Genomic DNA, 25,798 nt, shown 5'->3' on the forward strand with positions numbered 1-25,798 from the left:
TTTTAAGCTGCATATGAAATTCTGTAATTTCAAAGCAATCATCTAAATCAAGTGAATAATTGCTAAAATTTATTGCTGTACATTCCTTAATACAAAGATTTTCAACGGACCCTTTACCCTGAATGGCATTTTTAATTTTAGTAAACTGCTTACCTAAACTAATAACGTTCTGTGCCCAAAGGATATCCTTATTCAAAAGTTCTTCTTCTGTAATAAGGAACAATGCTTCCGTTGATTTCATCTTACTGTAAAGTTTTTTCTTCTTCCAATTATTCTTCTTTTTCGACTGTGCAGGTGTTTGATTTTCCTTTATGGTCTGCACCTTTTCCACAGTTTCCTTTTTCTCTACAGCTTGTTTTTTCTCTACAGTCTGCTTTTTCTCCACAGTCTGCTTTTTATTTGCAGTATTTCTCTTTGTGTAAGGACCATCGTCAAACATATTTATACCTTTATCTGATAGAAATTGACGTGCTCCAGGCGTAAGTCTTGTTCCCGGTTCTAATTCATAATCTGTAAAAGGTTCTTTTCTATATAAATCCCGCAAATCAATTTCGGTAATAAATTTCATTTTGGCCCCCCTTTACTTTTATTTTAAAAATAAACATTTTTTAGGGCTCCGCCGGCTAATCCGCTAGGAACACTAATCTTATAATAAGGCTCTGAAAGTTTTATTTGCCTCAACTGTCGGAAACATAAATTCTAATGTTCCGCCATCAAATCAATTTTATTTACTACACCAATTACAGGTCATCTAATAAATCTTTATAAAACCAGGGAAATTACACATTAACACATATTGACTAATTAACTGCTTATTAATGCTTAATAACCGCAACTGGGAAATCATATTCTTTAATCCAGCCTTCAATCCTATCCAAATCATCACTGCTTAAGCTTGGATCTCCCTCTATTGGATAATCTATACCCAGCTGTGTATATTTATTTACGCCTAATTTATGATAAGGAAGCAGATCTATACCTTTAAAGTTTTTGTAATCACGGAAAGGCATCAAGAAGTTAATTACACCATCAAATTCTTCTTTGCTATCATTCAAGCCTTTTAACAGGGGCATCCTAATCTTCACGTTATATCTGTGATTAAGAAGTTCCTTCAAGTTCTTCAAAATTTGTTCATTATGCACTCCTGTCAATTGATAGTGTCGTTCAGGATCAATATGCTTTATATCAAAAAGGAACAAATCTGTGAACTCAGCAACCTTAAGTATTGCTTCTAATTTTGCATGACCACAAGTTTCAATGGCTGTATTGATTCCTTCCTGCTTACATACCATAAGCAAATTTGCTGCAAATTCCCACTGCATCAATACCTCGCCGCCACCTAGTGTGACACCACCACCTGAAATTTCATAAAACTGCCTGTCCTCTTCTATAACTTCCATAATTTCAGAAACAGTCTTTTCTTCTCCCATAATGGATATTGCAGACTCGGTACAAGCATTCTCACACTTGCGGCAACCTAAACAATCAATACTATGATCTACCTCATGTTCCATTCCTTTTGACATTGTATGTATTCCAACCGGACAAACAGAGACACAAGCACCGCAATTAATGCATGAATTCTTTTTGAACATAACTTCATATTTTCGTAATTGTCCTTCAGGATTGGCACACCACTTGCAACGCAATGGGCATCCTTTAAAGAATACCAGTGTCCTTACTCCCGGTCCATCATACATATTGTATTTTTGCACATTAAAAATGACTGCTTTTCTTTCAATCATTGCTGCCTTCGCATTACTCATACTAACCAATCTCCTGTTTGATTCATTTTGGTGTTCAGATAAATTTTTAACCGAGCCTGTCCTCTTGCATACCTTGCAGTATGCAAGATACAGACATCAGATAAATTAATTAAAAATCAATGGAATACTATGTTTAAAAATGTGTCAACATAGTTCTACTAATAATTTCATCCTGAACATCCTTACACAATTCAACAAAGAATGCACTGTAACCTGCTACACGAACAATAAGATCTCTGTACTGTTCTGGATGCTTCTGTGCTTCAATCAAAGTCTTGTTATCCAAGTAATTGAACTGCATTTGTCCATTACCAAATAAGCAAGCAGTACGTAACAATGTGATAATACCTTCTTCTCCTTCTGGAGTTTCAAGCAATCCTGCCATAAGTTTAAAGTTATGAACCATACCTATGTTCATATTGTCACAAGACATCTTGGAAACAGATTTAATAATAGCAGTAGGTCCTTTGAAATCTGCACCCTGAGTTGGACTGATACCATCAGATAATGGTGTCCAAGCTTTACGTCCATTAGCAGACGCACCTGTCAACTGACCAAATGGAGTATTATTTGAGATAGATAAAGTACCATGACTCAAAACAGAGTACAAAGTCTTATATTTACGATGTTCCATCTCTGTAAAGTTGATTAAATCTGCAGCAATTAAATCTGCATAATCATCATCATTACCATACTTAGGAGCTTTTAAGCAATCATTTCTAAGTTCTTCATATCCAACAAAATCAGCTTTCAATGCTTGATTTAATTGCTCTAAAGTACATTTCTTGTCATCAAATACTACCTTCTTGATAGCAGCCATGGAATCTGCATATGTAGCCAATCCAGTCCATACAACACCAGGTCCGAAATTGTACATAGCACCACCGGCAGAAACATCTTTACCGTGTTCCATACATCCTTCATACATGATGGACATCAAAGGCTTTGGAGCTAAATCTCTGTGAACACGCTGAGAAATAACTGTAGCAACATCAGTCCATTTTGTAATATACTTAATTTCTTCTTTAACAGCAGCATCAAACTCTTCATAAGTCTTAAATCTGCTCAAATCTCCCATATCAGGGCAAACTTGTTTTCCATACCATAAAGGAACACCATGGTTTAGAACTAATTCTATACATATAGGCCATTGAGTATAAGCTGTAGAAGTCCACTGATATAAACGTCCAGCCTTCTGAGGCTCAACACAGCCCATTATACAATAATCTCTAGCATCTTCTATGGAAACACCTTTTGCAAGCATCATCTTAATATGTGCATCATCAAAATGGCAAGCTGGGAATCCCATACCAGCACGAACAACATCAACAATCTTCTTCAAGTACTTCTTAGGTGATTTGTTGTGAATACGGCAAGCTAAAGATGGCTGATAAATCTTAACGTGGCGAACAGCATCCATCAAAAGATAAGTCAAGTCATTTGTTGCATCAAGACCGTCACGAGTAACACCACCAACACACATATTTACGAATGGTTGGTAACCTGCAAAGAACTTAGAAGCACCTTCGCTTGTAACCCACATCATTTCAGACATTTTGATTAACATGCAACCAGCTAATTCAAATGCTTCATAATTATTCATACGTCCTGATTCTATATCTGCCTTATAGAATGGATACATATATTGGTCAACACGGCCGATGGACATACCAGTTTGGTTTTCTTCAACTACGAGTAATGACTCAATAGTCCAAACTGATTGAATTGCTTCCCAGAAGTTGCTAGGCTTATGTGCAGGAACATGAGCATTAACTTCTGAAATCTTTTGTAATTCTGCCTTACGTTTAGGGTTTGTCTCTTTTGCAGCTAATTCAGCAGCATATTCAGACATACGTTTAGCGTAAATCATAACTCCTTCAGTAGTATCAATAACGGATTTATAGAAATAAATCTTTTCGATATCTTCAGGATTTTCATAATCTAATTTTGCTAAATGATCCTTTGCTTCCTGCTGAATATCTGCCATACCTTTTTTCATTAAGATAACATCATATCCAGGGTTTGAATCACCACCACCATTAGTTGCATGGTAAGAGCAATCTGAAACAAATGATTCACCAGAAAGTTCCCAAACACCTGCTTCACGGTACTGGTCTTCACAGTATTCATCAACGGATTTACCTTGCCAGAATGGGAAAAGTTCTTCACGCATAACCTTTTTATCTTCTTCAGATACATAAAATGGATCTTGAGGACGTGTTCCAATAGTATCTATTTCATCTTGCATCCATCTCCATGCTATATCAGGAGAAAAAGCTCCAGCACGAGGTGCACCACAAGGAGCTCCTACAATTAGCTCATCATCTTGAATTACTAAAGGTGCAGTTTCACAGCAATAACGGAAACATTTAGCACGTAATAAAATCTTAGGCATACCAGGATTTTCTTTAGCAATCTTTGTAATAGCCTTAGCACGATATGTTGTTATTGAAGGCTTTTGCTTTAAATAGTTTTCCTTTATTCTTTTTAAACGTTCTGTCATTCCATTTGGAACTTCTCCATTATTAGTGCAAGGTTCTGCACAAGCTGCAGATGCTCCATTATCTTCTTTTGTAATTTCTTGAGAAACGCCTTGAAATATCTTCATTAAGGCTGCTTGTTCTTCTGCAGACATATTTTTAGTTGCCTCTGCAAACTTATTTGAAAATTCACGAATATCCAAAACACTTACCTCTTTTCTTTCATAATTATTTTAGATTTAACTATTTGAGTTTTAAACTTATTGTTTACCATGTTCCAACACATCTGCACGCTATTTAATTTTTTCCATAGCCTTTTTCAAAATATGCTGCAACATTTGTATATCCTCTGGATTATAGTCTGACTGCTTTGTCATACCACTCAAATCACTTTTTTCTTCTGTAAACAATCCATTAGTATTGACAATCTCTTCTACATTCCGTACGCCATATCCGACTTTGCGGACGTAAATAAGATTCATTGGTGAAACATTATCGGAGGTAATACCTTTACCTGCCGATCCACTACCTAAAGTTAAAGCAGGAAATAAATTACTTGTAGCACCCATACTACCAAAGGAAGCAGGCGTATTAACAAGTATCCTACCTACAGGTTTTTTTAATGCAAACTGGCGAATTACATCTTCGTCTTTTGAATGTATAACAAGAGTGTGACCATGTCTCTCACTTAACAGCAACTCAATACACTTTTCACATGCATGCATCCAATCATCTTCAATGTAGTAAGCTAGTACCGGACAAAGTTTCTCCTTGGAATAAGGATTATCTTGTGAAACATATTTCTGCTCTGAAATTAGCACTGTGCTACTTTCAGGAATGCTGAAACCTGCTTTCTTAGCCAATCTCTGTGCGGATTTGCCAACCATTTCTGAATCCATACTGCCATCAGAACGGAAAAAGAGAGAACCCAGTTTTTGTGCTTCCTCCTCTGTCATGAAATATGCACCACTATTTTGCAACTCACGTTTAACATCAGATGCAACACAGCTATCTACAACAATAGATTGTTCAGCTGATGGTACTATTCCGTTATCAAAGGTCTTACTAGCAATAATATCTCTTACCGCCTGCTTGATGTCAGCTGTACGTTCAATAAATGCTGGTCCATTACCAGTTCCTCCATAGATAACAGGTTTTCCAGATCTATATGACGCTTTAAGCATCCCGGGAACACCTGTATTCATAATCAAAGAAGTCGCCTCATGGTTCATCAACTCGATTGTTCCACTAGGCGTCACAGTATGTAAGTATGCAAGAGCTCCTTCTGGCAACCCATATCCTTCAGCTGCACGAATCATGATGTCAAGCGCCTTACAAATTGTTTCCTTTGCTCTAGGATGTGGAGAAAAGATAATTGCATTACCAGACTTAATTGCAATTAATGCCTTATATATGGTAGTAGAAACCGGACTAGTTGCAGGACATAATGCAATAATTACACCCATAGGTACACCTACATCCATGGTCTTATCCTTACCATTTTCGTTAATAATACCTACACATCGCATTCCTCTAAGCTTAGTTGGCAAATACTCACAGGCAAATCGGTTTTTGATGCATTTATCCTGCCATTTTCCATAACCAGTTTCATCCTGTGACATTACAGCAAGCTCTCGGGTATGTTTTCCGATTTCTTCTGCCATACGTTCAACAATCTCATCTAACTTTTCTTGTGGAAAAGTTGCTAACATTTTTTGTGCTCGTGCAGCATTTTCCACAAGGATTCGGGATTCTTGGATGGAGAGCAAATCATTATCAATAATATTCATTTCTAACTCTCCCTTTCATTTTTACTAACTAAGTACTGTACTTCTGTACTTTTTCATTTTATGTGGTGGTATCATATCACCCACATATTAAGGAAGTAAATTTTCAATTGTATAACGTTTGGTGATCTTCTGAAGATCCGGATGTGGACTTGCAATAACAACTGAACTATAAACTTCAGTGCCCATATCTTTTACAGCTTTTACTCCAGCTTCTACAGCTGCTTTGCAAGCTCCTACGTCTCCGGCAACCAATACAGAAATATAACCGGAAGCTACATTTTCATAGCCAATTAATTCAACATCTGCAGCTTTACACATTGCATCTGCAGCCTCTAAAACAAAAACCAAACCAAATGTTTCTACTAAACCTAAAGCTACATATTTGCTCATCTGTTTTCCCTTTCCTTTATCATATTTTTTACTATATTTTTATGCATCGATGTCATGTACTGAAACAATGTCTCCAACACCTTTAATTGGTCTTGGCATAACATTGTGTGCTGTCAATTTGCCTATTGCTGCAGCAGCAGCAGCTCCTGCTTCCACAGATGCTCTAACGGCAGCAACGTCACCCTTTACCATAATTGTAACAAGAGTGGAACCTATATTTTCATATGATATCAGTTCAACATCAGCAGCCTTCAGCATTTTGTCTGCTGCTTCAATTGCAGGAACCATCCCTAATGTTTCAATAAGGCCTAATGCCTCTTCGCCATAATACCTCATTTCATAACCCTCCTCCTCTATACGCAATTACGCAGTATGGATCTTTTTCAAGCAAATGCAACTTTGATTCAATCACCTTTGCTTGAAAATATTTATTATTTGAACTAATAATTTGAACTTATGGAATCCAAGTTATTAGTCTTTAATATATTTATTAATTGTAGCTGCTCCTTCTTCATTTGCGTGATAATAAACTCTCAAATTACCTGATTTATCCTCATCAAATCTTGTTTCTTCAAGGAGACCATTAGCTTCAGCTGTCATTAAAGCTTCAATTACAGCATCTTTATTAAGTGCTCTAAAATTACCATAGTCACCTTTTAAAGCTTCAATAACATCTTCTGCACAAGCTTCTTTAACTGTTGTAAAGTGTTTTAAAATAGCATAATTAAGTGGTTTCATACAATTAATCCTCCTTTTTTCTGAATAAATCCAGTGGATTCATGGAAATTACTAAAATACCTAATACCATGAGTACTGCAGCAATCCAACCAATAGCAGGTATTGACCAACCTGATTTGCCAAAGATTACACCAAGTACTATCCAGCAGCAGAATGGACCCCAGAATGAATAAGTACCATTACAAGCCATACCAAGAGCTGCACCACACATACTATTACCCTTATACCAACTCATATATGAAACAAATGCACAAAGACCACTTATGGAAAACCAAATCATAGCAGATCCACTTGTAAATGCCTGAAATACAAGACCAGTTGAAAGCTTAACACTACCTGCAAGCATACCCATAATAGGTATTAATATAATTAAGTTTGAAATACCTGATGTTGCCTGACGAATAGTAATACCAATCTCAGAGTCAATCATAGATGTACCAAAACCAGCTACACAGCCTTCAAAACCCCAACCAAGAGCTGCTATGAAAGCAATAGCAATACCTAAAAGAGCACCTTTAGGAGCACTTCCTGTAATGCTTGTACTACCAATCATAAAACTAGCAGCAACACAAATAACTATACCTAACATCATACGTTTATTTAATTCTTGTTTGAATAATATTCTACCTAATATAGCACCAATAGCCGGACAAAGAGCTGTAATAGGAATAACTATTGAACCAGCCATCTGAAGACCGATAACATAAGCTGTACTGGAAATTGGTCCTCCTATAAGGGCTGCCAAAATCATTACACGGCCTGGGGTGGTATTAATACATCTCAAGAAATCTCCAAACTTACCTTTAATACCTGCATAAAGCATTGCCCATATAGCACTACAAGAATCATTTACTGCACTACCAAGGGCACCCAATACGTATGTAATAACAAAAGCGGATAATCCTGCTTTATTAGCTCCATACCAGTCACCCCAAACTCCCTTAGTCATACCTAATGACAAAAATGCTGAATAAAATCCATACATAATACCTGAAAATATAGCAATTGATATACCTTTTTTAAAAAATTGTGATGATAACTTTTTCTTAGCAGCAATTGCAGATGCACTAACCGCCCCTGTCATTTCACTCATAAACAAAATTCCTCCTCATATTAAAAAACTAGACTGATGAAAACGTTTTTGCAATCTAATGATATGTTAACTCATTAGAACATTTTTTCATGGTACAAAATGCCATATTTTAATGCATAATATCTGCTAGTTTTTTGGAGTTCTTGTACTATAGTCATTTTCTTGCACTAATAGTATTGACTTTAATCAATATACTTATTAATTGTAGCTGCTCCCTCTTCATTTGCATGATAGTAAACAACTAAATCACCTGACTTATCCAATATAGACCTTGTTTCTTCAAGAAGTCCATTAGCTTCAGCTGTCATTAAAGCTTCGACTACAGCACCTTTTTTAAGTCCTTTAAAATTGCCATAATCACCTTTTAAAGCTTCGATAACGTCATCTGCACAAGCTTCTTTAGCTTTTGTAAAATGTTTTAAAATAGCATAATTAAGTGGTTTCATACAATTAATCCTCCTGTTTTCTAAATAAATCTATTGGATTTACAGCAATTACGAAAATACCAAATGCCATTAATATAGCAGAGAACCATACTATAGGAGCCATTGACCAACCTGATATTCCGAAAATTACGCCAAGTATAATCCAGCAGAAGAATGGTCCGAAAAATGAATATGTTCCATTGGTTGCCATACCAAGAGCTGTACCAGTCATACTATTACCTTTGTACCAAGTCATAAATGAAAGATAAGCACAAAGACCACTTATAGCAAGCCAAATCATAGCAGGGCCACTTGTAAATGCTTTAGCAGTAAGATGAAATGCAAGACCTGCATTATTACCTACAATTACAGATATAATAGGAATAAATATAATTAAATTTGAAAGACCTGATGTTGTCTGACGAATAGCAATACCAATCTCTGAATCTACCATACATGAACCATAACCAGCTATACAACCTTCTAGTCCCCATCCAAGTGCAGCAATAAGAGCGATAACCATACCTAATCCTGCTCCTGCAGGTGCATTTCCAGTAACACTTTGAAGACCAATCAAACCACTTGCACAAACACAGATAAGAATACCTACAATCATATGCTTGTTTAATTCTTGTTTATATAAAACTCTACCTAATATAGCACCAATAGCTGGACAAAGGGCAGAAATCGGAACAGCAAGTGAACCTGCCATCTTAAGAGCTACAACATAAGCTGTAGTAGCAACTGGACCTCCCATAAGAGCAGCTATCATAATCAATCTACCTGGCTTAGTATTAAGACATCTAAAGAAATCACCCAATTTACCTCTACCAGCTGCAGCAATTAATGCCCAAACTGCACTAGCAGTATCATTTATTCCACTACTAAGTGCACCAAGTACATATGCAATAGTAAGTGCTGTTAAACCTGCTGTATTTGCACCATACCAGTCACTCCAAACTCCCTTTGTTGTAGCTAATGTCAAAAATGCTGAATATAGTCCATATGAAATTCCTGAAAATAAACCAATTGCAATACCTTTTTTAAAGAAACTTGATTTTACCTTTTTTTTAGCAGCAGCCAAAGCTGCATCCATTGACAGTTCCATAAACAAACCTCCAATTATTTTATTATATTGTTATTTGATGAGAGGCCTCATCTTAATGCGAATTTCAGATTAAGACGCTTTTGTAATATTAATATATTAATACATTACTTATTGTAAACGAATAGAAGATCTTTTCATGGCATAAAGCGACATATGTTATTTGGACAATATCCGCTTATTTTTTTATCTTTTTGTACTATCGTTACCTTATTGTATTAATAGTATTAATTTTTTTCAATAAAATATTAAAGGAATTATCTTACTTTGTGAATAATTTAGAATAAAGAGATGCATTTTGCGATAAGACAGAAGATTATGCCTACCACTTCTAGAATTGTTAAAAATTATACAAAATGTTATGCAATCTGCTTGCAGTACATATCTAGACGCACAGCAATGCTTATACCCCACTTTCATAGTCACTTTCACTATGTCCATGGGAGTGTTAGCAATAGCAGTTATCAGATAAACTTCTGATTATTTGCGAAAGCTTTTTGAGTCCTAGCTCCAAGTCATAAAGAGAAGCATAGGAATAGGATATCCTTATATTATAATTTTTAGTAAAATCGTATATATATCCTGGATTTATTAATATTCCATTTTTACAACATTTATAAAAAAGTTTTTTCATGTCTATTTTATTTTTAAGCTTTAACCATATATAAAATCCTCCTTTTGGCACATTCCAACTAGCCATGTTAAAAAAATATTTTTCAAGAACATTTAATGCAATTTCTCTCCTTATTTTAAGTTTCTCTCTCAGTTCCTTTAAATATATTTCATAAAATCCACTTTCTATCCATTCTGCAGTTACATACTGTGAAATGGAACTTGCACCATAATCCGTTTGCATTTTAACATCTCCAAGTCGCTCAACAACAGTTTCCGGCGCAACAACCCACCCTATTCTTATTCCTGCTGCCATTGATTTCGATGTAGTACCCATATAAAGTACTATTCCATTTTCATCTTTTGCTTTTATTGGATAAGGTGGTATTTCATCCAACCATAATTCCCTATAAGCATCATCTTCAATAATTGGAATTCTCTCTTTATTACATAAATCCAATAGCTTGTTTCTTCTATACTGCGGCATTAATATACCTGTAGGATTATGGAATGTTGGAATAGTATATAGAAGAGATGTATTTCTATCTATATTTTTTAAAATTTCATTTAACTTAATTCCATCTGCATCCATAGATATTCCACTAAAACTAACTCCGGAAAAGTCAAATACATGAAGTGATTTTATATATGATGGTTTTTCCACAAGTATCTTGGAACCAGGCTTTAGTATGCTCATTGAAATCAACTGAAGAGCTTGAAGTGAACCTGAAACAATTAGTATTGAATCCGGTGACACATTTATATGAAACTTTTTTAAATACTTACTTATAACCTTTCTCAATTTAAGTGAACCCTTAGCCATTTCATAGCTTAAAGAAGTTATATTATTGGACACAGTTTTAAATACCTTCTTCATCATATCTTTTGGAAATAATTCAGGAGAAAGTTCACCTGTACCAAGCCTTATTATATTGTCCTTATACTCCATCTTATTTATAATTTGGATTGTATGGAGGTTAGGTTTGTGTATTCCACTTTTTATATAAGGTTCCCAACTACCTGGCAGCATAGAAGCCATCAAGGACCAAGTATTATTTATAATTCTGGTACCTTTTTTACTTTTTCCCTCAATTAAACCATCAGCTTTTAACTCGTCTAAGGCTTCTACAATAGTGCTTCTATTTACTTCAAATTTTTCTGCCAATTCTCTCTGTGATGGTAACTTTTCTCCTACAGTCCACTCTCCATTTCCTATTTTCTCCTTTATATAATTTACAATTTGCCTGTACATAGAAATACAAGATTTTTTATCCGGTTTCCAATCAATGTTTAACATACATATTCAAATCCTTTTATTTTGATAATATAAAATTAAAACCAAGTCTTACCCCGTAATAAATTATTATTATACCACATATTCTATTAATTACCTTAATTGATTTTTCATTAAAACTGTGCTTAAAAATTGACATAATAGCTGCAAGAGAAGTAAACCAAAAAATTGATGCCATGCATGATCCCAGTATAAAGTACCAGGAGCTTTGATAAGAAAGAGATGCCCTAAATCCTCCAAGGAGAAGTGAGCCATCAATAATAGCCTGTGGATTCATCCATGTCACAACAAAGCAAGATATAATTACTTTAACTAAGTTTTTTTCTATATTAGTTTTTTCATCAATATCTGGTTTACTTCTTATAAGGCTTATTCCAATGTATATAACAACTATGCATCCAACCAATAGCACAACCGATCTCAAAACCTTTGATTTTTGGATTATGGTTCCTACACCCCAAAAGCAGGTTAGTGCAAGGGAAATATCAAAAAATATAGTTATAAAAGCTGTCCTAAATGCCTCTGCTCTTTTACTAGCAGTTATAGCTGAATTAATTACATATAAGTTCTGCATACCAATTGGAGCGACATAAGAAATTCCAAGTAAAAATCCTTGTAAAAAATATCTAATCATTTTTCCACCTCTAAAAATTCATATTATAGAATCTCCAAGTAAAAAACAAAAACCCTATAAAGTCAATTATATTTATTAAAATGCCAATGTCTTCAACCAAAATCTAAAATTTATACCAACCAAAAGATTTTATTTTCTTTGTATTGACAAATCAATACCCATATATTAATATTTAAGTTGGAAACCATATGTACCATATCAGTTTCTATAGTGTAAATCTTGATGAAAGGAAGCTATATTTTTATAACTTTTGTGGTGTAATTATGGAGAATATCAGTACAAAAAATAATGAAATGTTAAGCGTAATTATGTTAAGTTTGGTTCTAGCACTAAGGCAAATGGCAATGACTATTGTATCCCCTTTTATTTCCGTTTATAGTAAATCCCTTTTATACAATACTCCTCTTCTTGCGGGGTTAGCACTTGGCATATTTGGACTTACACAGGCAATTTTCCAAATACCATTTGGTGCTTTAAGTGATAAGTATGGAAATAAAATCATGATGCTTATCGGCATCTTACAGGTTGATATAGGACTTGTAGTTGCTTTTTTAGCAAAAAATATATATGTTTTTATCTTTGCAAGAGCACTTCAAGGAAGTGGTGCAATACTGGGTGTTGGATACTCTTGGGTTTCAAGTATGGTAACTAAAGACAAGGAAATAAAAGCCCTAAGTATTTTAGGTGCTTTTGTATCCTGTGCAGCTGCCCTTTCTTTTGCACTTGGCCCTATTATTCATAATTTTCTTCCCGTAAACAAAATGTTTTTAATTTGCGCCCTCCTTATATTTGTAAACTGGCTGTATATACTTTTATTCCTAGAAGATAGTAAAAACTATACTAATAAAATAAAAAATTCATTTAAAGAAAACTTTAGGATTCTTGTTAAAAATAAAACTTTTATAATATTAAATAAAGCTGCATTTTGTAATAATTTTATGATGATGGCAGTATTTTACGTACTTCCTATTTATCTTAGTAACGTAACAGGTATAAATGGTATGTGGAGAATATTTATTCCATCCATAATTATTGCTATAATATTTATGAAAAAGGCAATAAGGTACATGAAAAAATATGGCAGTAATATAATCCTTGCTGCAGCCTTCACAGTTTCATCCTTAAGTATATTTTTTTACTTTCAAAAAACATCTTATATATTTTTGCTTCTAGGTACTATTTTTTTCTTTTGTGGATATATGTGCCTAACAACAATACTTGCAACCAATGTAAACAATATAGTAAAAGATGATTTAAGGGGTACAGCAAATGGTATATTCAACTCATTTCAATATATTGGTTCCTTTGCAGGGTCTATTGCTGCAGGAGCATTGTGGGGATTTTCACAAAGAATAACTTTGATTATCATAATATTTACTGGACTAGGTGGAATTTTTACAATAATTTTTAGTAAATCAAATATAAAAGAGGAAGGTAAAATATGAAAGATAAAATATTAGACACAGCTGCTAATAAAATACAAATGCATGGCTTAAAAAAATTCACTCTAGACGAAATAGCCAAAGATTTAAAAATCAGTAAAAAAACTATTTATAAATATTTTAATAGTAAAGACGCAATTGTAGAGGAGTTTTTTAATACAGTAGTGGAAAGTGATAAAAAAAATATGGAAAACTCTTTAAAGCAGCAAAATGACTTTATTTTAAAAATTCACTCTATTATATACTCAAACCATAAGTACAAGATTCCCATTAACTTAATAAGTGAAGCAAAAATGTATTATCCAAAAGAATGGGATAAAATTCAGGAATTAAAGCAATATAAACTTGATTCTATTAAAAAATTATTAGAAGAAGGAGTTTCAAGCGGCGTAATAAGACAAGATATTAATTTACCAATACTCATCAAAATGCTTGAACAAACAGCAGATACATTTCTAGATTATAATTTTCTAATGGATAACAAAATGAAATTTTCGGAAGCTATCCAGGAAGTATTAAAAATTATCCTATATGGAATATCAACAAAATAATATTTATTAAAGCACCAGTTATCAATTGGATTAATAACTGGTGCTTCATAAAATTATATTAAGTTTATATTAGGGTTATATTGAGGTCATATTGGGTCATATTAAAAAGTTACCTTTTTTCCATCATATATACATTGAAGTATCTTTTTCATTTGATCAAAATCTATAGGCCTTGGATTAGCTCCTGTACATGCATCTAAGAGCGCATTCTTTGCTATAAAATCAACATTTGAATTGAAATCATCTTTGCTTATACCATAATCTTTTAAGGTCAAAGGTATATTCAATTCCTTATCCATATCTTGTACCATTTTAACTAGAGAATCTACCAATTCATCTTCAGTAGTTCCTTTAAGTCCTAATATTTTAGCTATATTAGCATATCTATCTGAGCAAGCTTTTTTATTAAAATCTAAAACATATGGAAGATATATTGCATTAGCGCATCCATGTGGTATGTGCCATACAGCTCCCGTTTTATGTGCTAAACTATGAGTTATACCAAGAAGTGCATTAGAAAATGCCATACCTGCTAAACATTGTGATATATGCATCTTATCTCTAGCCTCTTTATCACCCTTATAGGATTTAAGTAAGTTATCCCTTGTCATAATTATGGAATGTATTGCAAGTGGATCTGAAATATCTGATCTAGCTGATGCTACATAAGCTTCTAGTGCATGAGTTAATGCATCCATACCAGTATGTGCAGTTAATTTAGGTGGCATTGTCTGGGCTAATGCTGGATCAACTATAGCTATATCCGGTGTCAAATTGAAGTCAGCTAAAGGATACTTTATTTTAGCTTTATAATCAGTTATTACTGAAAATGAAGTAACTTCAGTAGCTGTTCCACTAGTAGAAGCTATAGCTACAAATTTAGCTTTTTGTCTTAATTCTGGTAATCCAAACGGAACAATTGCTTGTTTAAAAGTAAAATCTGGATATTCATAAAATAGCCACATAGCCTTTGCAGCATCTATTGGTGAACCTCCTCCAATAGCAACTATCCAATCTGGCCCAAATTCTGTCATTATTTTGGCACCTTTCATAACGGTTTCCACAGATGGATCTGGTTCAACACCTTCTATTAGTTTAACTTCTATGTTTGCTTCTTTTAAATATTCTTCTACCTTGTCAAGGAAACCGAATCTCTTCATGGATCCTCCTCCAACAACTACTACAGCTTTCTTACCTTTTAACGTTTTCAAAGCACCCAAAGCGTCTTCTCCAAAGTAAATGTCTCTTGGCAACGTAAATCTCTCCATTATTATTCCCCCTAATTTTATTTCCATATATTTTTATTCCCATATATTTCATTAGCAAAATTCGTACCAATCAACTTACTTACTTTTCAAATTTTCTATATCATTAGATATTGTACCCAAAGCCATACCAGTTAAGGCTTCGAGGTACTTTTATAGCTTTTCCAACTTTATGCTTATCTTTAATAATACCAGTACCTCTGTTCAAAAAAAGAACAGGGTTTTGATCAAATAAAGAACACAATCTTCAGATAATTCTGTAATGTTATTATTTGGATAATAGCCGTATATTCCTTTGTATTACATTAAAATTTTCATAATACTATATTTTATTGATTTCTATCTCATCTATTAAGTGCACCTTTTTTGTACACTATGAGTAGATAACTGATAGTTGAATTTTTTCTTGTTTTATTTTAGGCACTATTCTGTAAATTTTCTATAAACAAATACCTTCTAACAGGTGATGATATTTTACCCAGTTAACTCCAAGGACACTTCCCAATGAAATAAAAGTAGTGGTCCATATAAGAGCTCCTATATATGCATTAACTGAAAATCTTTTATATGACATATCTGCAATGCCTGAAACATACCCCGTAACATGCCTTACACCTGGAATAAAGTAGGCTATAATTAGCAGCTTATTACCATATTTTTTAAGCCATAGAGATACCTTATCAAATTTATTTTTATTCATATGAATATAATGTCCATGTTTTTCGAAAAAAGCTGATCCTAATATTCTTCCAATAAAATAGGATAGAGTTACACCTATACTTACTCCAAGTGAAGCAATTAATATACTTAAAATTAAACTCATTTTCCCCTTATAAATAACATATCCACAATAGGTCATAAGTGCCTCTCCAGGTAAGGGAAACGCTATAAGTTCCAGCATTAACGCTATTAATAATACAATGTATCCATAATGATTAAATAATCCTATTACATACTGCAAAATTTTCACCTCACATATACAAGTATAACCCTTATGTTATACTCATTGTCCCTACTACTGCATGGTCACAAAGGATTTCTTAGTTTTTCCACACATATTTTAGATCACATTTTAAGTGTTGCATATATCAATCATATCTGACAAAGGAAATATTAATGTAACTTTAGTTCCTTTATTTATATCAGAGTTAATACTAATTTTCAACCCCAATTTTGAACAAAGCTTTTCACATAAATATAGTCCCATTCCTGTGCTTTTGCTAAACTTTCTTCCGTTCTCACCAGTAAACCCTTTTTCAAAAACTCTATTTATATCTCTATCTACTATACCCACTCCATTATCCTCTATAGTTAACATTACTAAATTAGCTTTCTTCGCTGAATATATAATTATCATTGGCTCCTTATTACTTGAGTACTTTATAGAATTTCCTATTATCTGATTTATAATAAATTCAACCCATTTTCCATCAGTATATACAATTTCATCAATATCTTTTATATCTAATTTTATTTTCTTATGAATAAAATCTCTATAATTCCTTTTGACTGCATTTCTTACTGCATTATCAAGGTTAATTTGTTTTATAATATAGTCTTTACTCACATTGTTACTTCGTGAATAATAAAGTACCTGTTCTATAAATCCCTCAATTCTATCCATCTGGAAATCTATTTTATTAGTTACTTCATTTTGATTATTTTCAAGTATAAGTTTTGTAGACGCTATTGGTGTCTTAATTTCATGTACCCAGGTCTCTATGTATTCTCTATAATCTGCCTGCATATCTTTATAATATTTTACATTCTCATGCATATTTCTGCTTACTACTTTAAGTATATAATTAAGCTTTTCCCCTTCTATAAAGCTTGCTTCCTTTATTACCTCTGGAAGAAGATATTTCTTATCTAATTTTTCTAATATACTGTCAATTTCATCATAATAATTTTTATATTTTATAAATTCTAAGGCCATATATGAAATTAGTGGTAAAAACCAGATGCAAAAAAACAATACAATTATAATGAAGTTAACATTAATAGCAAGCATTATGACTGCTAGCACAATAAACATCAGCATATTACATAATATTACTACCATTTTATCTTTAATAAATTCACCTATACTCATAGCATTATATACCCTAACCCTCTTCTTGTCTCTATCGGATTTTCTATACCTATTTCCTCAAGCTTTTTTCTTAATCTGTTAATATTAACATTTAAGGTGCTGTCATCTACAAAATAATCTGCTTTCCACAAGTATTCCATAAGTGAATCTCTTTTTACTATATTTCCTCTATTATTTATTAAATAAGAAAGTATCTTAACCTCATTTTTAGTTAGCTCTAAGGATTTGTCTTTATAAATAACTGTTGCATTTGAAAGATTTAAATTAAAGTCTTTGTAATTTAATATATTATTAGTTTTTAAGTTTCCATAGGTTCTTTTTAATATATTTGTTATCCTTGCAAGTAGTATTTCTGTATTATAAGGTTTTGTTATAAAATCGTCTGCCCCCAAATTCATACTAATTAATTCATCTGCATCACCATCTCTGCTAGTAACTATTATGATGGGAACATCTGAGGTTTTACGTATTTCTCTACATATATAATAGCCATCAAACTGTGGAAGATTTATGTCTAGCAGTATAAGGTTTGCATTCTCATTTTCAACATACTGTATTATATTATTAAAATCTACAGGAGCTTTCACTTCGTATCCATATTTCATTAAAAAATTTTGTAATTCTTCTCTTATAACTTCATCATCTTCAATAATAATAATTTTTCTCATTATTTTCTTTACCTTTCTATATAAAAGACTATTAAACTTTGGCAAACAAAATTTAATAGCCCTAATAATTATTATAATATTAGATATTATTTTTTACTATATTTTTATATCCTGTATATGTTGTATAAAAATATCCTGCGTAAACTGCAATAAATAATAACGCTGTTATTAAAGCTGAAAATCTAATATCTATTTGGTTAAACTTGCTTATTTCTTCATTAACTACTGAAACACCAATAATAGAATGAATTAATGCAAGCGTAACTGGGAGACTAAAATATATCAGAGTTTGAATGAAGATTGTTTTATCTATCATTTTTTTGTTTGCACCAATTCTCTTTAAAGCTTTATATCTTTCTATGCTATCACTGGCTTCTGATAATTGTTGAAGAGCAAGTACTGCCATACTGGTTATTAGAAATATTATTCCTAAATATATTCCTATAAATAATAATGCTGTTGTTCCACCCTTTTCACTGGAATAAATATCATCTTTTGAATAAACATTCATATTGGAAATACTTAAGTTTGCATATTTATGATTTAATAAATTCTCATCTATTTCACTATATTTTTTATTATTTTGTTCTCTATTTTTATCTGAATACATCACATTAAGTATGGATCTATTAATTTTATTAGAATCAGGTAAAAATTTATCATTTATAACTATAGTTAAATAAGTATCCTGTATGATATAATTTGCAAGATTTTCTTCTATAATTTTATCGTTTTTAACCAAGTACTCTTTTCCTTTAATATTAACTTTCTTACTACTTTTAAGCTTTTTATGAGCTAACTTAACCAGCTCATTATAGTTGGACATAAGTAAAACTTCATCCTTATTTAAGCTTATTTCTTTTTTTCCTCTCAGTTTCAACATTTTATTATAATCGGATATTTTAACAAAGGATACACTGTCATCCCTATGATCCTCATCTGTAATTGATAATAACCCTCCTACTTTTACTCCTGAAATATATTCATTGTAAGATGCATACTTTTCATTTTTACTTGTTTTAAAATTAATTTTAGCTAACACATCTTCTAAATTGTTCTTTTTACTATTATTGTATACTGTTATACTAGCATCAAAAGGTGCCTCTTTTTCAAGCCCTGCTTCGAAATCCTTCTTAAGACTTATTCCCGTAGATAATATAAGTATTGTAATAAATAACATTAAACATATTACTGACATCGATATAAAATTTGTATTAACTTTACTGCTTATTTGTTTTACTACAAATATATTTAATCCTTTTAAATATACATTCTTATTTCTATTTACTATATATAGTATTACTCCAGATAAACTAAAGAAGAATAATACCGTACCTACTACCGAGAAGACTATTAATGGCTTAAACATAGGATTTCTTGTATCCAAACCTATCTTTAGTATAGATTTATACGTAAATCCAAGTAATACCACACATAGAATAAAAGCTAATAAATATGTAAATGAATTTTTAAATTTTGTATCTTCATTTTTCCTACCTGCTGTTAGTAAATCAATTATTTTATACTTAGAAATAACAAATACATTAAATATCATAACAAGCAAAAACATTATTCCAAAGTATAATATAGTCTTACCTATAGCACTTGTTGAAACAGCAAATCTGTATTCATTTATAGGAGTCTCAAATAATTTTAATGTAAAAATAGACAGAACCTGTGATGTTCCCATTCCTAATATAAGACCGGCAATTAAAGATATGACTCCAACTATAAGTGTCTCTGTTACTAATATCCTAGATACTTTTCCTTTTCCCATACCTAAAGACATGTATATTCCTAATTCTTTTTTGCGTTTCTTTATTAAAAAATTATTTGCATATAATATTAAACTCCCTAATATCATTGATACAAATACTGATACGCCAGACATCATTTCCATTAACCTGGATATGTATTTTGCATTTGAAGATTTTACATCAATAAGTGCCTTTTGTGAATCTATAGAATTAAAGCTGTAAAATATACAAACAGCCAGTATTAATGTTAAAAAGTATATAGTATAATCTTTATAACTTTTCTTAATATTGTTTATAGCTATCTTAGAATACATTGTTGTCATCACCTCCAAGAAGAGTTATAACTTCTATAATTTTATTAAAGAATTCTTTTCTAGTATTATTCCCTCTTACAAGCTCGCTGAAGATTCTTCCATCTTTAATAAAAAGTATTCTATGAGCATAGCTTGCTGTAAAGGAATCATGAGTAACCATAAGTATGGTAGTATTCAACTCCTTGTTTAAACTTTCAAATCTTTCAAGTACTAATCTGGAAGACTTTGAATCCAGTGCTCCTGTTGGTTCATCTGCAAGTACCAGGGATGGATTAGTTACTATTGCTCTTGCTGAAGCAACTCTTTGTTTTTGTCCTCCTGACATCTGATAAGGATATTTATTTAATACTTGTCCTATTTCTAAATATTTAGCTACTGATTTTATTTTTTCATCTATTTCTGAAATTTTCTCGCCTTTTATTGTTAATGCTAAAGCAATATTCTCATAAGCTGTAAGAGTATCTAATAAGTTGAAGTCTTGAAATATAAACCCTAACTCATTTTGTCTAAACTTGTCCAATGCTTTTGATTTTAACCTGGTAATGTCACTACCATTTATTATTATCTTTCCCACAGTAACATTATCAATAGTTGATATACAGTTAAGTAATGTAGTTTTACCACTTCCTGAAGGTCCCATTATTCCAACAAACTCCCCTTCATCTACCTTAAAGCTGATATCATCTATAGCCTTTGTTACATTATCTTTACTACCATAATACTTTTCAATTTTTTCTACACTTAATATATTTTGCATTCCCAATTCTCCCTTTTTTCTTAGTACTATTCTAAACATTAATGATTTTGTTATCTGATGACATTACCATCAAGTGATTCAATTTTACATGTATATCACTTAATCCGTTATTTGTCTCACTGGTAATGGATGCAATAATATAAATACCCATGATATTATATAACCATACCTCGGTTGCTGCTCAGTAATTAAATAAAGCAGCCCAAAACCACAAAAAATTATATATAGTAAGTTTATTAGCTTATTATCTAAATATTGTTTTACATGAAATAATCGTTTATATATACACATCATTAAAATAATATATAACATTTGAGAATAAAAGAATAATACTATGCTCAAAGTAAATCTTGAATTTAATATGCTAATCTCACCTGTAGACCAATATGCTCCTGAAAAATCACCACTTGACCATTGTCCTATAAATTTAACTATATAAAATCCAATTAATTCATACAACGGTGTACTCGTCAATCTCTCCTTAATAATAGACTTACAAGCTGATTCAACCTTATCATAATTAAAATTATATTTTTCTGCTACTTGACTGTCTTCATTATTCCACATACCTATAGCTTTAATATTTGTACCTTTTAAGGCAGAGGTCCATACAGCTGGTTCTCTTCCATGCCACAGCGAATATTCTGTTATATTCAATCTTAACAATATGGTGTTAGTAGTGCCTAATGGAATTAAAAATGAAACTATTAATAATATACTTATAGTAATGCTTTTCCTATTTTGATAATAAATTATTAAATAAGAAATGTACGCTATAATAATAACAATACCTACCATTCTAAAAAGATTACCTATACTTAATAATAGTCCTGAAACAAGAATCCACAGTGAACCCTTTTTATTTTTTATTACTAAAATGAATATGTAGATACTTCCTAAAAAAAATGTCATAGCTAAATTTTCTGAACAAATTACAGAATTATAAAATATAAATGCTGGAAATACACATGCTATAAAAGAAATTATGATTGATTCCTTTTTATTTCCGTATAATTCTATACTTATCAAATAAATAATATATACATTTATTGTTGATAAAATTATGTTTATTAATTTAATTACCAATAAAGCATCTGGAAATACTTTAATTATCATTCCAAAATATAATGTTAATATTGTTAAATGGGAAAACCTGGCTATATAGCTTGTACCTTTAAAGACTGAGTAGTCTCCATATGCAAATTTTTGACCACAATTATAAATTATTTCAAAATCTGAAAATGGTTTAACATCTATTAATAAAATGTATAATAGCCTTAATGAAAATGCTAATAACAAAATTATTAATAATATTACTTTATCAAAATAATCTTTTTTCAAAAGTTTACAAATAAAGTATCCTATTAATGAGCAAATTAAAAATAAAATTAAACTACTTATTATTAAATATATTATATTTTTGAATGATAACTTTATAAGACTTAGAAATGACATTCCTATACTTCCTAATATAATCAATAAAAAAAGAATTTTTAAAGATATGTTCATGAAGTTTGCAAACTTTTTTTTGATATAATTCATACTGCCCTCCTTTGCAATATTGTCGATAATTTATATAATACTTTCATTTTGAGATATTAACTGGCACTATTAACGTCATTTCATGTAACTTATTTTATACGATTCTATTTATGCCATCAATTGAACTATATTTCATTAACATTACATTTTTGTTATATTATTTTCTTTAACATAAACAGAGTTCTTAACATCAGATGGAGTTTTGACTCCACCTGATGCTTAGAACTCGTTATCCAGGGACGTACCTTCTCTAATACTCCAACTTCTTTAAGTTGGAGTATTAGAGAAGGTAGTCATCGGATAAATATAGGTCTGCGGCACTAATTTCTTAATGCCACAGACCTATGTTATAGATGTTCAATCTTAATATAAAATTATTAATCTCTCATATGTATGAGAAAAAATCTTATATTTTTATTTCCCCAACCTAAATCCCAGGGTACATGATACCTATCTGTAGTATGAGAGTTAACCAAAGGGTAATTGTGAGAATCAAATCCCGTTACTATTGCAAAATGATCTATATTACCTCTGCCTTTCTCATAAGCTATTAAATCACCTGTCTTTAACTTACTAAATACTCCATTAGATGTATTTGATATAGTAGCAGTCAACTGGTCAAAAGTTCCAATCTTTATAATTCTTCCCCTTCCACTGTGTAACAAATAGTTTTTTAATCCATCTGCATTTGACCAAGCTCTTGTACCTGGGTGCCATTCACCGTTGGTACGCATGGCACCTCCTTCTTTATCTCCCAATACTTGAGATATAAAATTAGTACAGTCTCCCCCTGCTCCATTATAATCATCATACTTCCTATTATATTTAAAATTATTGCTATTTCCCCAAGCTATACCACAATACTTGTCAGCATAAGCCACTGCATTTTTCCTGTCATAAACCATTTTCCTTTTACCACTGAAATTACTGGAATATTTTCTTGAAGAACTTAAGTTATTATTTAATGCTGCTGTATAAAGTTGAAGAGAATCTTCGAAGCAATCAGTGTACCAGTCACTAAGTACAAGCCACTTTCCATCCTTTTTTACTACACTTGCCGTATGGCGTATACCTACTCCAAATGAATTTAATGGACTAGCTTCATCATTTTTATATTTATAATCAAACTTATAACTTTCTGCAATAACTAATCTTACTGCGTTACCCCGAGGTATAGCTTTTCTTAAATTTATAGTAGATTTAATATCTTTAAATTCTATATTTCTTTTGCTACACCAATCCTTCAAGTATTTAGCTCTTTTTACCTCATGCTCTAACGCATATTTGCCACTTGGTCTAGATGTATCATAGTAATTATTCAACGTTGAATAATCCCCAGTTTTAAGAGCATCACACCGAAAATTATATATTTTTTCAATTTCTGCACTTATCTCTTCCTTATTTATACTTTCCCTAGACTTGCATATTGAACATTTAAGTATAGGGACCGTTAAGAATATAAATATTAAAGTTATGTATTTTAACAATGACATAACTTTAATTTTTTTCATCACATGATTTAATCTCACGAGTAGTCTCCTCCTAAAAGACGGCTTAACAATTTGCCCATTATTTTAATAAACAGAGTTCTTGGCATCAGATGGAGTTTTGACTCCACCTGATACTTAGAAATCGTTATCCAAGGACGTAGCTGCTCTTTTACTCCTACTTGGAGAAAAGCAGATATCCCAAATCTTTGATTTGGCGATAGTCGCTTTCACAGAGTGCGTGGGAGTATCAGAGCAGGTAGTCATCGGATAAAAACCTTCATATATATGATTAGGAATTTATCATAAAATCATGTGATAAATATATTTCCAAATTTATGTGAAATTTTGTATTTTATCCTACTTAATATCAAACATAGCATTATTTAATGATGTCTATCTTTGTTATTTAAGTATTTAATTATATTAATCATAATTTTTATAAAAGCAAATGTTATACCTTCCAATACAATTAATCCACCTGCAATAATTAAAACTATTCCTGCGCTTTGTGACAATCAATATCACTCCTTCTAATTTAAACATATCTATTATTATACCCATTTATAAAAAATATTTTTTCTTTGCGTCTTAAGTTTTAAAAGTGGTATACCGCATTGAAAATGGACAGATTGAAATTGCTTGATATAAGGTATGCTATGAAAAATAAGAATTTTTAGCAACTTAAAGAAGACTAGGCATAGAGAATATACCTAGTCTTCTTTTTTATAATAGTGAACCTTTTACAAAACTATGTATATGTAGCTTTGTAAGGTGTACAAAAAGTATATTTAACATTTTTTGCTTTTCATATAATCATTAACTTTATACAGATAGTATTTATGCTCTCTAATCATATGGTCCGGAAGGAGAGGATTTAATGTACCTATTGCCATAACCTCACAACTGGATCTCAATTTTAATATTTCTTGTAAATATAGGATAAATTTTTTCATTATTTTTTCTGTTTCTTCAATCAACAGCATTAAAGCCCCACTGCCTGATTCACTTTGCATCATCATCATTTGTAACTCATTACCTTTCACTGCCAACATATCAAATTTCATCTTAAATTCAAGTGCTTCACCGCTAAGGATTGATTCAGTAGGATCTAAAAATGAAGCATAAGCCGAGGCATGACCTGAACTATCAGATATCCACTTATTTAATAATTCTATAAAATGTATAGGATCTTGAATACTTTTTAAATAATCTTCTGGATACATAAGTTGAAGTCTAAATTCCATAGCTTCATTTATTTGATGACTAATAAGAGTTGGCGGCAAATTCATCCCTAATTTACAGGTCAAAAGACCTTTAAGTATACTTACTTTAAAATTTATGAAGTCATTAAGAACTTCAATTAAACCAGATGTATTTTCATCAAAATTGTCTTTGCTTTCAATTTTGTCCATAATTTTTTGAAAAAAGTTTCTAAAAATTATTGTTTTCTGAATATATGGCACTTCTTTAGATGTTAATGCACTATTTTGAAATATAGCATGGTCTCTCATTATACCTGTCCAAAATAATAAATCTTGTTTTTCATTAGGCAAAAAGCTTCCTCCATACAATTTTCATAATCTACATTTAGTT

Annotated in this window: 24 protein-coding genes; 2 read left to right on the forward strand and 22 right to left on the reverse strand. The window is 31.6% G+C overall.

What is annotated here, in order from left to right; genetic code table 11:
* From CLCOS_RS11175 to CLCOS_RS11230, 12 genes are all read right to left on the reverse strand, one after another.
* The coding region (locus CLCOS_RS11175; protein WP_065080052.1) for a hypothetical protein at window positions 1-568 on the reverse strand (568 nt) is incomplete at its 3' end.
* Window positions 569-815: 247 nt separating this feature from the next.
* Window positions 816-1,766, reverse strand: coding sequence for a choline TMA-lyase-activating enzyme (gene cutD / locus CLCOS_RS11180; protein WP_063602279.1), 951 nt, complete (start codon window positions 1,764-1,766; stop codon window positions 816-818).
* A gap of 133 nt (window positions 1,767-1,899) precedes the next feature.
* Entirely contained in the window at window positions 1,900-4,449 is a 2,550-nt protein-coding gene (gene cutC, locus CLCOS_RS11185; protein WP_063602280.1) for a choline trimethylamine-lyase, read from the reverse strand.
* Between the two features lie 90 nt (window positions 4,450-4,539).
* Window positions 4,540-6,036: an aldehyde dehydrogenase family protein gene (locus CLCOS_RS11190; protein WP_063602281.1), complete on the reverse strand. Its 1,497-nt coding sequence runs from the start codon at window positions 6,034-6,036 to the stop codon at window positions 4,540-4,542.
* 87 nt (window positions 6,037-6,123) lie between these two features.
* Window positions 6,124-6,426: a BMC domain-containing protein gene (locus CLCOS_RS11195; RefSeq protein WP_013240574.1), complete on the reverse strand. Its 303-nt coding sequence runs from the start codon at window positions 6,424-6,426 to the stop codon at window positions 6,124-6,126.
* A gap of 39 nt (window positions 6,427-6,465) precedes the next feature.
* Window positions 6,466-6,762 (reverse strand): BMC domain-containing protein, encoded by a 297-nt coding sequence (locus tag CLCOS_RS11200; protein WP_013240575.1) that lies wholly within the window; start codon window positions 6,760-6,762, stop codon window positions 6,466-6,468.
* 135 nt (window positions 6,763-6,897) lie between these two features.
* Entirely contained in the window at window positions 6,898-7,164 is a 267-nt protein-coding gene (locus CLCOS_RS11205; RefSeq protein WP_013240576.1) for a helix-turn-helix transcriptional regulator, read from the reverse strand.
* A 4-nt stretch (window positions 7,165-7,168) separates the two neighbouring features.
* A complete protein-coding gene (locus CLCOS_RS11210) occupies window positions 7,169-8,257 on the reverse strand; it encodes a hypothetical protein (RefSeq protein WP_063602282.1) in 1,089 nt (362 codons plus the stop codon).
* Between the two features lie 182 nt (window positions 8,258-8,439).
* Window positions 8,440-8,703: a hypothetical protein gene (locus CLCOS_RS11215; RefSeq protein WP_063602283.1), complete on the reverse strand. Its 264-nt coding sequence runs from the start codon at window positions 8,701-8,703 to the stop codon at window positions 8,440-8,442.
* Between the two features lie 4 nt (window positions 8,704-8,707).
* Window positions 8,708-9,790, reverse strand: a complete 1,083-nt coding sequence (locus CLCOS_RS11220) for a hypothetical protein (RefSeq protein WP_063602284.1) — start codon at window positions 9,788-9,790, stop codon at window positions 8,708-8,710.
* 445 nt (window positions 9,791-10,235) lie between these two features.
* Window positions 10,236-11,696 (reverse strand): PLP-dependent aminotransferase family protein, encoded by a 1,461-nt coding sequence (locus tag CLCOS_RS11225; RefSeq protein WP_063602285.1) that lies wholly within the window; start codon window positions 11,694-11,696, stop codon window positions 10,236-10,238.
* Between the two features lie 16 nt (window positions 11,697-11,712).
* The gene (locus tag CLCOS_RS11230; RefSeq protein ID WP_013240581.1) at window positions 11,713-12,327 is read right to left on the reverse strand and encodes a LysE/ArgO family amino acid transporter; all 615 of its coding nucleotides are present in this window, start codon (window positions 12,325-12,327) and stop codon (window positions 11,713-11,715) included.
* A 260-nt stretch (window positions 12,328-12,587) separates the two neighbouring features.
* On the opposite strand from CLCOS_RS11230, the gene CLCOS_RS11235 reads away from it, so the two are divergent.
* Window positions 12,588-13,772: an MFS transporter gene (locus CLCOS_RS11235; RefSeq protein ID WP_063602310.1), complete on the forward strand. Its 1,185-nt coding sequence runs from the start codon at window positions 12,588-12,590 to the stop codon at window positions 13,770-13,772.
* Window positions 13,769-14,320, forward strand: a complete 552-nt coding sequence (locus CLCOS_RS11240; RefSeq protein ID WP_063602286.1) for a TetR/AcrR family transcriptional regulator — start codon at window positions 13,769-13,771, stop codon at window positions 14,318-14,320. The genes CLCOS_RS11235 and CLCOS_RS11240 overlap by 4 nt, the downstream gene beginning before the upstream one ends.
* A 101-nt stretch (window positions 14,321-14,421) precedes the next feature.
* Here CLCOS_RS11240 and CLCOS_RS11245 read toward each other — a convergent pair whose 3' ends face one another.
* From CLCOS_RS11245 to CLCOS_RS11285, 10 genes are all read right to left on the reverse strand, one after another.
* Entirely contained in the window at window positions 14,422-15,588 is a 1,167-nt protein-coding gene (locus CLCOS_RS11245; RefSeq protein WP_063602287.1) for an iron-containing alcohol dehydrogenase, read from the reverse strand.
* Between the two features lie 436 nt (window positions 15,589-16,024).
* Window positions 16,025-16,546, reverse strand: a complete 522-nt coding sequence (locus CLCOS_RS11250) for a DedA family protein (RefSeq protein WP_013240585.1) — start codon at window positions 16,544-16,546, stop codon at window positions 16,025-16,027.
* Window positions 16,547-16,657: 111 nt separating this feature from the next.
* A complete protein-coding gene (locus CLCOS_RS11255) occupies window positions 16,658-17,677 on the reverse strand; it encodes a sensor histidine kinase (protein WP_063602288.1) in 1,020 nt (339 codons plus the stop codon).
* Window positions 17,674-18,345 (reverse strand): response regulator transcription factor, encoded by a 672-nt coding sequence (locus CLCOS_RS11260; RefSeq protein WP_063602289.1) that lies wholly within the window; start codon window positions 18,343-18,345, stop codon window positions 17,674-17,676. The genes CLCOS_RS11255 and CLCOS_RS11260 overlap by 4 nt, the downstream gene beginning before the upstream one ends.
* Window positions 18,346-18,424: 79 nt before the next feature.
* Window positions 18,425-20,416, reverse strand: coding sequence for an FtsX-like permease family protein (locus tag CLCOS_RS11265; RefSeq protein ID WP_063602290.1), 1,992 nt, complete (start codon window positions 20,414-20,416; stop codon window positions 18,425-18,427).
* Window positions 20,406-21,173 carry an ABC transporter ATP-binding protein gene (locus tag CLCOS_RS11270; RefSeq protein ID WP_063602291.1) on the reverse strand — a complete coding sequence of 256 codons (768 nt, stop codon included), beginning with the start codon at window positions 21,171-21,173 and terminating at the stop codon, window positions 20,406-20,408. The genes CLCOS_RS11265 and CLCOS_RS11270 overlap by 11 nt, the downstream gene beginning before the upstream one ends.
* A 99-nt stretch (window positions 21,174-21,272) precedes the next feature.
* Complete coding sequence (locus CLCOS_RS11275) at window positions 21,273-22,715, reverse strand: glycosyltransferase family 39 protein (protein WP_063602292.1); 1,443 nt, start codon at window positions 22,713-22,715, stop codon at window positions 21,273-21,275.
* 377 nt (window positions 22,716-23,092) lie between these two features.
* Complete coding sequence (locus CLCOS_RS11280; protein WP_153042930.1) at window positions 23,093-24,244, reverse strand: amidase domain-containing protein; 1,152 nt, start codon at window positions 24,242-24,244, stop codon at window positions 23,093-23,095.
* A gap of 344 nt (window positions 24,245-24,588) precedes the next feature.
* Window positions 24,589-24,720, reverse strand: a complete 132-nt coding sequence (locus CLCOS_RS22980) for a hypothetical protein (RefSeq protein WP_275507170.1) — start codon at window positions 24,718-24,720, stop codon at window positions 24,589-24,591.
* Between the two features lie 273 nt (window positions 24,721-24,993).
* The gene (locus CLCOS_RS11285; protein ID WP_063602293.1) at window positions 24,994-25,758 is read right to left on the reverse strand and encodes a DUF2935 domain-containing protein; all 765 of its coding nucleotides are present in this window, start codon (window positions 25,756-25,758) and stop codon (window positions 24,994-24,996) included.
* Between the last annotated feature and the right edge of the window lie 40 nt (window positions 25,759-25,798).

The sequence above is a fragment of the Clostridium coskatii genome (assembly GCF_001675205.1).
Classification (GTDB): Bacteria; Bacillota; Clostridia; order Clostridiales; family Clostridiaceae; genus Clostridium_B; species Clostridium_B ljungdahlii.